This is a genomic window from Actinomycetospora sp. ABD4_176, from assembly GCF_056311855.1.
Genome location: NZ_CM149974.1, coordinates 318,551 through 331,197, shown reverse-complemented (window position 1 = coordinate 331,197; position 12,647 = coordinate 318,551). Strand labels below are relative to the sequence as shown.

Annotated in this window: 13 protein-coding genes; 7 read left to right on the top strand and 6 right to left on the bottom strand. The window is 74.0% G+C overall.

Annotated features, from left to right (window positions below; all coding sequences use genetic code 11):
* Nucleotides 1–35 precede the first annotated feature (35 nt).
* Entirely contained in the window at nucleotides 36–938 is a 903-nt protein-coding gene (locus tag ACYX4T_RS01560; RefSeq protein ID WP_476012825.1) for a CPBP family glutamic-type intramembrane protease, read from the bottom strand.
* A 104-nt stretch (nucleotides 939–1,042) separates the two neighbouring features.
* Nucleotides 1,043–2,179, bottom strand: coding sequence for a DUF418 domain-containing protein (locus ACYX4T_RS01555; protein WP_476012824.1), 1,137 nt, complete (start codon nucleotides 2,177–2,179; stop codon nucleotides 1,043–1,045).
* A gap of 89 nt (nucleotides 2,180–2,268) precedes the next feature.
* Here ACYX4T_RS01555 and ACYX4T_RS01550 point away from each other — a divergent pair, with 89 nt between their 5' ends.
* Nucleotides 2,269–2,667, top strand: coding sequence for an ArsR/SmtB family transcription factor (locus tag ACYX4T_RS01550; RefSeq protein WP_476012823.1), 399 nt, complete (start codon nucleotides 2,269–2,271; stop codon nucleotides 2,665–2,667).
* Nucleotide 2,668: 1 nt separating this feature from the next.
* Here ACYX4T_RS01550 and metX read toward each other — a convergent pair whose 3' ends face one another.
* The 3 genes from metX to ACYX4T_RS01535 all read right to left on the bottom strand — a co-directional run bounded on the left by metX (nucleotide 2,669) and on the right by ACYX4T_RS01535 (nucleotide 5,350).
* Entirely contained in the window at nucleotides 2,669–3,811 is a 1,143-nt protein-coding gene (gene metX / locus ACYX4T_RS01545; protein ID WP_476012822.1) for a homoserine O-acetyltransferase MetX, read from the bottom strand.
* A 13-nt stretch (nucleotides 3,812–3,824) separates the two neighbouring features.
* Nucleotides 3,825–5,132 carry a bifunctional o-acetylhomoserine/o-acetylserine sulfhydrylase gene (locus ACYX4T_RS01540; protein WP_476012821.1) on the bottom strand — a complete coding sequence of 436 codons (1,308 nt, stop codon included), beginning with the start codon at nucleotides 5,130–5,132 and terminating at the stop codon, nucleotides 3,825–3,827.
* A gap of 83 nt (nucleotides 5,133–5,215) precedes the next feature.
* A complete protein-coding gene (locus ACYX4T_RS01535) occupies nucleotides 5,216–5,350 on the bottom strand; it encodes a hypothetical protein (protein WP_345381064.1) in 135 nt (44 codons plus the stop codon).
* A 49-nt stretch (nucleotides 5,351–5,399) separates the two neighbouring features.
* On the opposite strand from ACYX4T_RS01535, the gene ACYX4T_RS01530 reads away from it, so the two are divergent.
* The gene (locus tag ACYX4T_RS01530) at nucleotides 5,400–6,668 is read left to right on the top strand and encodes a cytochrome P450 (protein ID WP_476012820.1); all 1,269 of its coding nucleotides are present in this window, start codon (nucleotides 5,400–5,402) and stop codon (nucleotides 6,666–6,668) included.
* Between the two features lie 161 nt (nucleotides 6,669–6,829).
* Here ACYX4T_RS01530 and ACYX4T_RS01525 read toward each other — a convergent pair whose 3' ends face one another.
* The gene (locus ACYX4T_RS01525; protein ID WP_476012819.1) at nucleotides 6,830–7,291 is read right to left on the bottom strand and encodes a hypothetical protein; all 462 of its coding nucleotides are present in this window, start codon (nucleotides 7,289–7,291) and stop codon (nucleotides 6,830–6,832) included.
* 607 nt (nucleotides 7,292–7,898) lie between these two features.
* Here ACYX4T_RS01525 and ACYX4T_RS01520 point away from each other — a divergent pair.
* The 5 genes from ACYX4T_RS01520 (at nucleotide 7,899) to sbnA (ending at nucleotide 12,646) form a co-directional block, all read left to right on the top strand.
* Entirely contained in the window at nucleotides 7,899–8,492 is a 594-nt protein-coding gene (locus ACYX4T_RS01520; RefSeq protein WP_476012818.1) for a TetR/AcrR family transcriptional regulator, read from the top strand.
* Nucleotides 8,493–8,571: 79 nt separating this feature from the next.
* Complete coding sequence (locus ACYX4T_RS01515; protein ID WP_476012817.1) at nucleotides 8,572–9,750, top strand: alkane 1-monooxygenase; 1,179 nt, start codon at nucleotides 8,572–8,574, stop codon at nucleotides 9,748–9,750.
* A 29-nt stretch (nucleotides 9,751–9,779) separates the two neighbouring features.
* A complete protein-coding gene (locus tag ACYX4T_RS01510) occupies nucleotides 9,780–11,006 on the top strand; it encodes an MFS transporter (RefSeq protein ID WP_476012816.1) in 1,227 nt (408 codons plus the stop codon).
* Nucleotides 11,007–11,046: 40 nt separating this feature from the next.
* Complete coding sequence (locus tag ACYX4T_RS01505; protein ID WP_476012815.1) at nucleotides 11,047–11,475, top strand: TIGR03618 family F420-dependent PPOX class oxidoreductase; 429 nt, start codon at nucleotides 11,047–11,049, stop codon at nucleotides 11,473–11,475.
* 199 nt (nucleotides 11,476–11,674) lie between these two features.
* A complete protein-coding gene (gene sbnA / locus ACYX4T_RS01500; protein WP_476012814.1) occupies nucleotides 11,675–12,646 on the top strand; it encodes a 2,3-diaminopropionate biosynthesis protein SbnA in 972 nt (323 codons plus the stop codon).
* Nucleotide 12,647 lies beyond the last annotated feature (1 nt).

Here is a 12,647-nt window from a genome sequence, read left to right as displayed (position 1 = left end):
CGTGCCAGAGGCCGTGACGGGCGGGGCCGGGCCGATCACACGGCGTCGGGGGACTCCTCCTCGAGACGCTGCCGGCCGAGCCGGCCACGGGTCACGACGACCAGCACGAGCGCGACGACCCCGAAGCCGATCATGTACGGGAACGCGCTGGCCACGGCCTCGGGCGGGAAGATCGCCCCCAGGGTGCCGGTGAACGTGTCGATCGAGGAGTGCACGAGGACCGCGAGCAGCAGGCTGGCGCGCGTGTTGTTGAAGACCCAGGTGATCACGACGGTGAAGGTGATCGCGGTGAGGGTGAACAGCACGATGCCCGCCGGCCCGCCGCCGCCCGACGACGCCGCCCAGGACGGCACCATGAACTCGGGCAGGTGCCAGAGCGCCCACAGCACGCCGAGCAGCAGCGAGGCGCCGAGCGGCCCGAGCGAGCGCTGCATGCGCGGCAGGGCGAAGCCGCGCCAGCCGATCTCCTCGAACAGCGGCCCGCCGAGCACCGTCACGAGCAGGAACGTCACCACGTAGGACAGGAGGTAGGACGGACCGCCGAGCGCGCCGAACGCGGGCGTCGTGCCCGCGTAGACCATGGTGCCCACGAGCATGATCAGCGGCACGCCGACGAGCGCCACGACGTACCAGCGCAGCCCGACCCGCCAGAGCACGAGGCGCGCGAGGAGAGCGCGGACGGCGCCCGGGCCGCCGGTCACCCGCGCCATCACGAGCCCGGCCACGGTCGGGCCGGCGAGGATCGCCGCCGCGTTCAGATAGCCGACCAGTGCGGGATCGATCCGCACCGGGAGGAGCCCCGCCCCGTCCTGGCCGAGCACCCACGGCGACCACACGATCCACGAGAACGCGTAGGCCATGACGAAGAACGCGACGACCGGGTGGCGGGCGAGGAGCCCCCGCCGCTCGGACCGCGCTCGCTCCGGTGACACCGTCATGCTCGCCCTCCCGCAGCCCCGCGCCGGCTGTCGATCAGCCCGGCGCCGACGCTAGGCAGCACGCGGCGTGACGAGAAGGGACCTGGGTCCATCACCCCGACGGCCTAGTCAGGCGCGCTTCGCGGATAGGTCAGACGTCGGACGACGATCTCGGCCGGGCCGCGGTGCCCGGCGCGGGCGAGCGGGCCCGCGACGAGCACGCCCGCGAGCCACGTCGCGAGCCCCACCAGGGTCGCCGTCACCAGCGACGCCGAGGACCCCAGCCCGCCGGCGATCGTCGCGAACACGGCGACGAACACCACCGACTGGGAGAGGTACAGCGTCATCGACCACGTCCCGGCGGCCGCGACGAGGTCGCGCCCCGGCCAGGACACGCTGCCGAGCAGGCCCATGACGCCCAGCAGCCCGAGCGCACCCGCGTAGCCCCCGGCGGCGTGGGCCGCGCCGGCCAGCGCCCCGGTCGCCCCCGTCGGCGCCCACGTCCCCGCGACGGCCAGGGCCAGCGGCAGCCCGAGCAGCACGCCCGCCCCGAGCCCGCCCACCGCCCACACCGCGAGCCGACGCCGGTGCACGACGGGGTCGTCGAGCGTCCCGGACTGCGCGATCACCACGCCCACCAGCACCGCGGGTGCGGTGAGCAGCGCCGAGAACAGCGTCGTCACCAGCCACGCCGACGGGTGCTCGCCGAGGAAGGCGGCGACCGTGGGCGCCGCGATCGAGGGCACCGTCGGCACCCCCTGCGGGGTGCCCTGCCCGGTGGAGAGCAGCACCGCGATCGCCGCGATCCCCCCGGCCGTCACGAGGAGCGCCCGGGACGCCGTGGCCGACTCCCCGCGGCTGCCCACCGACGAGGCCACCATCGGCGCGCACAGCAGCGCCAGCAGTCCGTAGGCGCCGATGATGTCGCCGGGGAAGAGCAGGACGCCGTGCAGCGCCCCCACCCCGAGCAGCACCAGCCCCCGGCGGCGCAGCACCCGCTCGGGCGCGCGCTCGGCCAGTCGCGCCAGGCCGTAGCCGACGAGCGCGGCGAACAGCGGGTAGACGCGCCCGTCGACGAGCACCATCTGCACGACGGCGAGGACGCGGTCCGCCCCCGGGAGCTCCGCCGGGTAGCCGCGGTAGCCGATGGGGCGGGCGACGAGGTAGAGGTGCGCGTTGGCCACCGCGATGAGCGCGAGCAGCAGCCCCCGCGCGAGGTCGGGGGTGACGCTGCGCGTCGCCAGTCCGGCCGGTCCGGTCACCCTGGATTCCTCCTGCTCCGCCCCGTGTCTCCCCCGACCGGCGCCCGGCGGGCCGCGCCGGAGGACGGCGAGGATGACACGATGGCCCGGTGCACCTCACCGAGCCCCCGGACGGCGCGCCGGACGACGCCGCCCGCCTCGCGCAGCGGCACCGCGCGCTGGACGAGGACCACCGGGTGTGCGACGCCATCGCCGCCCTGCCCGACGACGCCGTGATGCACGCCTGGGTCACCCGCTTCGCCCTGCTCGCCGACCCCACGCGCCTGACGCTGCTGCTCTGCATCCACGCCGCCGGCGAGATCTGCGTGTCCGACCTCGCGGTCGCCGCGGGCCTCAAGGACACCACGACGTCCCAGGCGCTGCGCCTGCTGCGCGCGCAGGGCCTGGTCGCCACCCGCCGGGCCGGGCGCGTGGTGCGCTACCGGCTGGCCGACGAGACCGTGCACGCGCTGCTGCACGAGGTCGTCGGCGAGCCCGCCCGGCTGTAGCTCACAGCGCGAAGAGCTCCTCGAGGATCTGGGTCAGCCGGCGCGCCTCGATGAGGAACGCGTCGTGCCCGAACGGCGACTCGATGCGCCGCACCTCGCCCGCCCCGGGGATCAGGGCGGCGAGCTCCTCCTGCTGGTGCAGGGGGTAGAGCCGGTCGGACACCGAGCCCGCGACGACCGTCCGCGCCGTCACCGCGTCCAGCGCCTCGGCCAGCGACCCGCGGCCGCGGGCGACGTCGTGGCCGTTCATCGCCCGCGTGAGCTCGACGTAGCTGCCGGCGTCGAAGCGGTGCACGAGCTTCTCGGCGTGGTGGTCGAGGTAGCTCTCGACCGCGAAGCGCCCGTCGGTGCCCGGGTCCTCGCCCGGCTGCGGCCGGCGCGCGAAGCGCGTGTCGTACTCCTCGGCGGTCCGGTAGGTGTTGTGCGCGATCCGGCGCGCGACGCCCAGCCCGACGTGCGGGCCCTGCCCGCGCTCCCGGTCGTGGTAGTCGCCGCCGTTCCAGGCGGGGTCCTCGCGGATCGCGGCGAGCTGCGGGGAGGCCCACGCGATCTGGTCGGCCGACGCCGCGGCGGGCGAGCACAGCAGCAGCAGGCGCTCCACCCGCGCCGGGAACGTGGCGGCCCACTCGAGCGCGCGCATGCCGCCCATCGAGCCGCCGAGCACCGCGGCCCAGCTGCCGATGCCCAGCGCGTCGGCGAACCGCGCCTCCACCGCCACCTGGTCGCGCACCGTCGTCCGCGGGAACCGCGAGCCCCACGCCCGGCCGTCGGACGCCGGCGTGGCCGGGCCGGTCGTGCCCTGGCAGCCGCCGAGGACGTTGGGCGCGACGACGAACCAGCGGTCGGTGTCGATGGCCTTGCCGGGCCCGACCAGCGCCGTCCACCAGCCCGGCGTCGGGTGTCCGAGGCCCGCCTCGCCGGTGACGTGGCTGTCACCGGTCAGCGCGTGCAGGACCAGGACGGCGTTCGTGCCGTCGAATCGTCCCCACGTCTCGTAGGCGACACGGACGTCGGGCAGCGTCTCGCCGCCCTCGAGGGTGACCGCGCCGAGCTCGACGAAGCGGCGGTCACCGACCGGGTCCCCCTCCCGCCACGCGCCGGTGGCGGGAGGGAGCACCGGGACGGTCTGCAGTGAGTCGGTCACGCAGCCAGGGCCCTCACTGGGCCGACTTGGCCGCGGTGAAGCCCGCCTCGAGGTCGGCCAGGACGTCCTCGACGTTCTCGATCCCGACCGACAGGCGCACCAGGCCCGGCGTCACCCCGCTGGAGCGCTGCTCGGGCTCCGAGAGCTGGCTGTGCGTCGTCGACGCCGGGTGCACGATGAGGCTGCGCACGTCGCCGATGTTGGCGAGGTTCGAATGCAGGCTCGTGCCGTCGACGAACGCCCGGCCGGCCTCGACGCCGCCGCGCAGGTCGAACGCGACGATGCTGCCCGCGCCGCGAGGCATGTAGCGCTGCTGCGCCGCGTGCCACGGGCTGGACGCCAGACCGGCGTAGTAGACCTTCTCGACCTCGTCGCGGCCCTCGAGCCACTCGGCGACGCGCTGCGCGTTGTCGACGTGGCGCTCCAGGCGCAGCGACAGCGTCTCGATGCCCTGCAGGATGAGGAAGGCGTTGAACGGGCTCAGCGCCGCCCCGGTGTCGCGCAGGTGCTGGACCCGCATCTTCGCGGCGAACGCGCCCGGCCCGAGGGCCTCCCAGAACTTCAGGCCGTGGTAGCTCGGGTCCGGCTCGTTGAAGCCGGGGAAGCGCTGCGGGTCGTCGCCGAACGAGAACGTGCCGCCGTCGACGACCAGGCCGGCGATGCTCGTCCCGTGCCCGCCGAGGAACTTGGTGGCCGAGTGGATGACGATGTCCGCGCCGTGCTCGATCGGGCGCACGAGGAACGGCGTGGGCACCGTGTTGTCCACCATCAGCGGGACGCCCGCCTCGTGGGCGGCGTCGGCCACGGCCCGGATGTCGAGCACGTTGTTCGCCGGGTTGGGCAGCGTCTCGGCGAAGAAGAACTTGGTGTTCGGCCGGACGGCGTCGCGCCACTGCCCGAGGTCGTCCTGGTCGTCGATGAACGTGACCTCGATGCCCATCTTGGGCAGCGTGTAGTGGAAGAGGTTGTAGGTGCCGCCGTACAGGCTGGGGCTCGAGACGAAGTGGTCGCCCGCCTCGGCGATCGTCAGGATCGCCGCCGTCGTGGCCGCGCTGCCCGACGCGAACGCGAGAGCCGCGACCCCGCCCTCGAGCGCCGCGACGCGCTGCTCGAGGACGTCGTTGGTCGGGTTCATGATCCGCGTGTAGATGTTGCCCGGCTCGGCGAGGCTGAACAGGTCGGCGCCGTGCTGGGTGTCGCGGAACGTGTACGACGTCGTCTGGTAGATCGGCGTCGCCCGGGCGTTCGTCGTCGGGTCGGGGCTCGCGCCCGCGTGGATCTGCTGGGTCTCGAACGACCAGCCGGCGTTCGCGTCCGTCATGGGGTGATCACTCCATCGTGGGGTGGTTCGGGGGATGTGCTCGTCGCGCTCGCCGCGCTCGTCGTCGGTCGGGGTGCTGCCCCTCAACGACACCGCTCGTCGAACGCGTCGACACGACGACTCGGCCAGAAACCTTCGAGATCGACCCGCACCACGGCGGCGATCCTCTCGCCGGAGGCCACCGGGCACAACTCGCGCGCCGGGGTCACGGGGGTCACGTCCACCACCGCCTGGCGTGTCGGAGCGCTTGCTGGCAGCCTGCCAACGATGACGGCCTTCGCGGTGGATCTCGGTGACCGGGAGTTCTGGGCGGCGCCCTGGGCGCAGCGGTTCGAGGCGTTCGCCGGCCTGCGCGCCGACGCCGGCCTGCCGTGGTTCGCCGAGCCCGAGTTCCCCGGCTTCGAGAGGGGGCCGGGGTTCCGCGCGGTCACCCGCCACGCCGACGTCGAGTACGTCAGCAAGCACCCGGCCCTCTTCTGCTCGGGCCGCGGCGCGGTGTCGATCCTCGACCTGCCCGCCGAGGCGCACGAGTTCTTCGGCTCGCTGATCAGCATGGACGCCCCGCGGCACACGAAGATTCGCCGAATCGCCGCGCAGGCGTTCACGCCGCGGCGGACCGAGGCGCTGCTCGACGACGTGACCCGGGTGTCCCGCGAGGTGATCGCCACGGCGCGTGAGAAGGCGCTCGCCGGTGACGGGTCGTTCGACCTCGTCACCGACGTCTCCGCGCGCATCCCGCTGCTGATCATCTGCGACATGATGGGCGTGCCGGAGTCGCGGCGCGAGGAGGTCTTCGCGCACTCCAACGTCATCCTGGCCGGCGACGACCCCGAGTACGTCACCTCGGACAACCCGCTCGGGGACTACCTCGCCGCGGGCGCCGGGCTCTCGGGCCTGATGACCGAGCTGGCCGCGGCCCGCGAGGCCGAGCCGACCGACGACGTCACCTCCGCGCTCGTGCACGGCACGGTCGACGGCGAGCGGCTCACGCACCAGGAGATCGCGTCCTTCTTCATCCTGCTCTGCGTCGCCGGCAACGAGACCACCCGCAACGCGATCACCCACGGGGTCTGGGGCATGCACCTCGACCCGGCCCAGTGGGAGGCGTGGTCGGGCGACGTCGAGGGCGTCACCCCGACCGCCGTCGACGAGGTCGTGCGCTGGGCCTCCCCCATCAACTGGATGCGCCGCACCGCGGTCGAGGACACGACCGTCGGCGACGTCGAGGTCGCGGCCGGCGAGAAGCTGCTGCTCGTGTACGGGGCGGCCAACCGCGACGGGACCGTGTTCACCGACCCGGACCGGCTCGACCTGCGCCGCTCCCCCAACCCCCACCAGGGCTTCGGCGCCCACGGCCCGCACTTCTGCCTCGGCGCCCACCTCGCCCGCCGCGAGATCGCCGTGGCCTTCCGCGAGCTCTTCGCCGGGATGCCCGACCTGCGCGTCGTCGGCGAGCCCGATCGCCTGCGCAGCATCTTCGTCAACGGGATCAAGCACCTCCCCGTCGCGATCGCCGGGACCGACGCGGCGCGCTGACCGGCCCCGGCGCCTCGTGATCACGAGTTCGGTGACGAACGCCCGCAGAAGTGCGGGGGTTCGTCACCGAGGTCGCGATCATCGGGCCGGCGAGGGAGATCAGCTCGTCCGTACGGTCGAACCTGATCTCCGCGACGACCGCACGGGCGGGCTGATCTTTCTCAGGAAGCGGAGGCCCGCACCGGCGTCTCGACGGTGTCCGCCTCGGCGTTCCGCCGGGCGCGGTGGAGCACCCGGTGACGCAGGGCGAAGGCGGCCAGCGCCGAGAGGATCAGCGTGCCCACCACCGCCGGCGTCCCCAGCCCGCCGGGCACCGAGTCCACGGCCATGGCCTGGACGTCGCTGGTGGTGGTGACGCGGGCACCGTCGCCCTCGGCAGCCATCACGCGCAGCGGGCTGCCCGCCGGGGCGAGGAGCGCGAGGTTCGGTGCTCCGAAGTTCAGCGCCGGCACCCCGGCCAGGAGCCCGGCACCGCTGCCCGCTCCCGGTGCGACGAGGTTCGCGTTGCGGGCAGCCTGCTCCTGCGCGGCGCGCTGGGCCGCCCCAGCCGCGTCGTGCGCCGCGGCCTCCTGCTGAGCGTGCTGCTGCGACGCCTGCTGAGCCGTCTGGTCCCGCCTCGTCACCTGGGGTGCAGTGGGCGTCGAGGTGGCCGTCGGGCGAGACGTCGTTGTCGAGGTCGGTGGCGCGCTCGTCGTGGTGGTCGGCGGCACCACGACCACCTTCTGGAGGGCCCCACTGACGTCAGCGAGGACTGCCAGCAATCCCAACCGATTGCGACAGGTCCCGTCCTTGCCACGTGTGAACGGCTCGGCCACCTCGTAGCTGTCGTCGCCGACCTTGCACGTCTCAGGTTCCGCCGACGCCGCCCCCGCCCCGAGGGCCAGGGCCCCGGTGACGAGGGCGCCGACGATCACGCTCGGGAGCGGACGACCGGGACGGACGAGCATGCGCGGACCCCTTCGGCCGGATGGTGGACCCCCGAGTCGCACCCGTGTGGTTTGCGCGGTCATCGGTGCGTGCCGACCGTTGTTACCCGCCGGTCGCCCTTGCTGAGGAAGTGACTCGCTTCGGCCCAGCGCCTGCGGGCCGGACGGCGGTAACGGTTGACCCGAAGGCGAGGCGCGCGCCCGGGCGGATCGGTTGCGCCCTACAGGTCAACGCGCAGGCCCGACCGGGTGTCGGCCTCGTGCTCCACGCACCTGCCCGGTTGCGGTGCGTGACACTGATCGCATGACCGGGGAGTCGTTGCGCCTGGAGTTCCGGCGCCAGGTGCGCGAGCGGGTCCTCACGACCGCGTACCAGCACACGGTCGAGCGCGGCTGGGAGCGGGTGCGCGTGGGTGAGGTCGCCGTCGATTCCGGCGTCTCGCGCCCCACCCTCTACCGGGAGTTCGGGAACAAGGACGGGCTCGGCGAGGCGCTCATGAACCGCGAGGCCGAGCGCTTCTTCGCCGCCATCACCGAGGCCCTGGGCGAGCACGACGACGTCGGCGAGGCGGTCGCCGCCGCCACGCGCCTGACCCTCGAGGAGGCCGCGCGCAACCCCCTGCTGCGCGCCGTCCTCACCGGCAGCCGCTCGGGCGACGCCGGCCTGCTGCCGTTCCTGACCTCGCGCTCCGAGTCGATCCGCGAGTCCGCGCGCGCCCTGCTCGCCACCTGGCTGGAGCAGCGCCGCCCCGACCTCCTGCCGACCCGGATCGAGGAGGCCGTCGACGCCGTCGTCCGCCTCGTCATCTCGCACGTCGTCGCGCCGGCCCTCGACCCGGTCGACGTCGGCCAGCGCGTGTCCCGCCTCCTCCTGGCCCTCGTCCGACCGCCGAACTGAGACAAAAATCGGGTCTTGTCTCAGCGAGCGTCACAGCGCAGACTGTGTCGCGAGCCGTCGCGTCGAGGGAGACAGGCCCATGAGCACCACCGAAGTGACCACCGGGGACCGGACCGAGAGCGTCCCGCCGCGCCCGTGGCGGGACCGCAAGCGCTACCTCTGGCCGCTGGCCACGCTGATGCCGGCGATGCCGTTCGCCGGCGCCGGCCTGGTCGCGCTGACCGGCAGCCCCGTCTTCTGGTGGCTCGGGCCGATGATCCTGTTCGTCATCCTGCCGACGCTCGACATGGTGTTCGGCGCGACCGACGACAACCCGCCGGAGGACGAGCGCGAGCGGCTCGAGGCCGACCGCTACTACCGCTGGGTCACCTACCTGTTCCTGCCGATCCAGTACGCGAGCCTGGTGTTCAGCTGCTGGGTGTGGGCCACCTGGGGTCTGCCGTGGCACGCGCAGCTCGGCCTCGCGCTGACGATGGGCGTGGTCAGCGGCGTCGCCATCAACACCGCCCACGAGCTGGGGCACAAGCGCGAGGACGTCGAGCGCTGGCTGTCGAAGATCGCGCTGGCCAGCTCCGCGTACGGGCACTTCTACGTCGAGCACAACCGTGGCCACCACGTCCGCGTCGCGACCCCGGAGGACCCGGCGAGCTCGCGGCTGGGCGAGAGCTTCTGGGCCTTCCTGCCGCGCACGGTGTGGGGCAGCCTGCGCTCCTCCTGGCACCTGGAGCGCAAGCGGCGCGCCAAGGGCCGCCACAGCCTGCTCGACCACGAGATCGCGGTGGCCTGGGCGATGACCGTCGTCCTGTTCGTCGCCCTGGTCGCCGTCTTCGGCTGGGCGGTGCTGCCGTGGCTGGTGCTGCAGGCGGTGGTCGGGTTCACGCTGCTCGAGGTCGTCAACTACCTGGAGCACTACGGCCTCAAGCGCGGCAAGCGCGCCGACGGGCGCTACGAGCGCACCGACCCGCGCCACAGCTGGAACGCCGACCACACCGTGTCGAACCTGCTGCTCTACCAGCTGCAGCGCCACTCCGACCACCACGCCAACCCGCTGCGCCGCTACCAGACGCTGCGCCACTTCGAGGAGTCCCCGCAGCTGCCCAGCGGCTACGGCTCGATGATCGTCGTGGCCCTGTTCCCGCCGGTGTGGCGGCGGATCATGGACCCGAAGGTCCTCGCGCACTACGACGGCGACGTGACGCTCGCGAACCTCCACCCGCGCACGCGGGAGCGGTACCTCTCCCGGTACGCGCGGACATAGATTCGGCGCCGCGGGCGTTGCCACCGGGAGTGAGCGCCCCCGCAGCGGCCCCTGCCGACGCCCTCGACCCCGCCCGCCGCGGCCGGCTCTTCGCCGCGGTGGCCGGGGTCGTCGTGCTCTTCCTGGCCGCCTCGAGCGTCCCGTCCCCGCTCTACGTCGTCTACCAGGCGCAGTGGGGCTTCTCCGCCGCGACGCTAACGGTGGTCTTCGCCGTCTACGTGCTGTTCCTGCTGGCGTCGCTGCTGGTGGTCGGCGGGCTCTCCGACCACGTCGGACGACGGCCGGTGCTGGCCGTCGCGCTGGCGGTTCAGACGGTGGCCGTCGTGCTGTTCCTCGTCGCCGACGGGGTGACGACGCTGCTCGTGGCGCGGGCGGTGCAGGGCGCCGCGACCGGGGCGGCGATCACGGCGATGGCCGCGACGCTGGTCGACCTGCACCCGCGCCGGGCCGGGCTCGCCAACGCCACGACGCCGCTGGTCGGGCTCGCGCTCGGCGCCCTGGGCTGCGGGCTGCTCGTCGAGTACGCGCCGGCCCCGACGCGGCTGGTGTGGGGCGTGCTGCTGGCCGGGTTCGCGGTCGTCGCCGTCGTGCTCGCCCTGCTGCCCGAGACCGCGCCGCGCCGGGCCGGCGCCTGGGCGTCGCTGCGACCCCGGGTCCGCATCCCCGAGGGCCTGCGCGCCGACGTGCTGGCCATCGCGCCGACCCTCGCAGCGAGCTGGGCGCTCGGCGGGCTCTACCTGTCGCTGGGCCCGTCGGTGGCCGCCGAGATCCTGGGCCTGCGCAGCCACCTCGTCGGCGGGATCGTCGTGACGCTGCTGTGCGGGGTCGGCGCGCTGACCGCGATCACGGTCTTCCGCCGCCCGCCGGAGACGCTGCTCGCGCCCGCCGGCGGGCTGCTCGCGCTGGGCACCCTGGTGACGCTCGGCGGCCTGGTGCTGTCGTCGCCGCTGCTCACGGCGGTGGGGACGGTCGTCGCCGGGCTCGGGTTCGGGTCGGCGTCGCTGGCCTGCTTCGGCACGCTGGCGCGGATCGCGGCGCCGGAGACCCGCGGCGAGCTCATGGCCGTCGCGTACACCATCGCCTACCTCGCGTTCAGCCTCCCGGCCGTCGTCGCCGGGATCCTCACCGTGCGGATCGGTCTGCAGCCGGTCGCGGAGGGGTACGGGCTGGTCGTCGTCGCCCTCGGCCTCACCGCGGTCGTCGCGCGCCTGCTCGTGGTGCGCTCGCGCCGCGCGCGGGAGTGTGCCGGGACCTGACGCGGGCACCCCGCCGCCGACCCCACCGGAAGGACTCCCCATGCCCCGCCCCCCGCTGCCCGACGAGACCCAGCAGCTCCTGGCCCGTCCCAACCCGAGCGTGGTCGTGTCCCTGCGTCCCGACGGCCAGCCGGTGTCGGTGGCCACCTGGTACCTCTGGGAGGACAACCGGGTGCTGGTGAACATGGACAACGCGCGCAAGCGCGTCGAGTACCTCAAGAACGACCCGCGGGTCTCGATCACCGTCCTCGCCGAGGACGACTGGTACACCCACGTCAGCATGCAGGGCCACGTCGTCGAGTGGGCGGACGACCCGGAGCTCGCGGACATCGACCGGCTCGCGCAGCACTACACCGGCAAGCCCTACCCGATCCGCGACCGCGGACGGGTCAGCGCGTGGATCGAGGTCGACCGGTGGCACGGCTGGGGCGCGCACAAGGCCACCGACAACCCGGACAACGTCGGCTGATCGGGGCCCTCCCGGGCGGGGTGCGGTCACCCGTTCGGCATCGCCGCGCGCGTGGTTAGGGTTGCCTCGGTCGGCGCAGGAAGGATCGTCGCCGCCGTCCTGCCGCGTCGCGACGGAGGTGTGCGTGACCCTCGCCCGTGGGCCCCGCCCGGGCCCCGCCGGTGATCTCTCCCCCGGGTTCGATCCCGGTCGTGGACCCGTGTACGACACGGTGCTGGACGCGGTGGGCACGACGCCCCTGGTCCGGCTCGGGCGGATGTTCCCGCAGCCCGGCATGGCGGTCCTCGCCAAGCTCGAGCTGATGAACCCGGGCGGCAGCATGAAGGACCGCTCAGCGCGCTACATCGTCAGCACGGGGCTCGCGGACGGCTCCATCCCGCCGGGCAGCCGCCTCGTCGAGTCGAGCTCGGGCAACTTCGGGGTCGCCGTGGCGATGGCCGCGCGCCTGCACGGTCTCGCGTTCACCTGCGTCGTCGACCCCCACGCGAGCGCCGCCACCGTCGCGGTCATGCGCGGGCTCGGGGCGGACGTCGTCACCGTCGACGAGCCGGACGAGGCCGGCGGCTACCTGCACACCCGCCTCGCCCGCGTCCACGAGATCCTCGCGACCACGCCCGACACCGTGTGGATCAACCAGTACGCCAACGACCGCAACTGGCTCGCCCACTACCACGGCACCGGCGCCGAGATCGCCGAGGCGATGGTCGCCCCGACCCACCTCGTCGGCGCCGTCTCCACCACCGGCAGCCTGCTCGGCTGCGCCCGGCGGCTGCGCGAGAGCGGACCGGTCGAGGTCGTCGCCGCCGACGCCGTCGGCTCGGTGATCTTCGGCCCGGTGGGCGCGGAGACGGCAGCGCGGCGGGAGCTGCCGGGGCTCGGGTCCAGCCGCGTCCCCGAGCTGCACTCCCCCACCGAGATCGACCGCGTCGAGCACGTCGACGACGCCACGGCGGCCGAGGCGTGCCGCGAGCTGCTCGCGACCGAGGCGATCTTCGCGGGCGGCTCCACCGGCGCCGTCGTCACCGCGGTGCGCCGCCTGGTGCGCGACCTCGCCCCGCCGGCCCGGATCGTCGCGATCTTCCCCGACCGCGGTGACCGCTACCTCGACCGCGTGTGGGACGACGCGTGGCTCGACCGGGCCCGCGCCCGCCGGGTCGCCGCGCCGGTCTGAG

Coding starts and splice junctions, on each gene's coding strand:
- ACYX4T_RS01560 (WP_476012825.1), bottom strand. CDS start 938: ATGACGGTGTCACCGGAGCGAGCGCGGTCCGAGCGGCGGGGGCTCCTC.
- ACYX4T_RS01540 (WP_476012821.1), bottom strand. CDS start 5,132: ATGACGGACGCGAACGCCGGCTGGTCGTTCGAGACCCAGCAGATCCAC.
- ACYX4T_RS01530 (WP_476012820.1), top strand. CDS start 5,400: ATGACGGCCTTCGCGGTGGATCTCGGTGACCGGGAGTTCTGGGCGGCG.
- ACYX4T_RS01520 (WP_476012818.1), top strand. CDS start 7,899: ATGACCGGGGAGTCGTTGCGCCTGGAGTTCCGGCGCCAGGTGCGCGAG.
- ACYX4T_RS01515 (WP_476012817.1), top strand. CDS start 8,572: ATGAGCACCACCGAAGTGACCACCGGGGACCGGACCGAGAGCGTCCCG.
- ACYX4T_RS01505 (WP_476012815.1), top strand. CDS start 11,047: ATGCCCCGCCCCCCGCTGCCCGACGAGACCCAGCAGCTCCTGGCCCGT.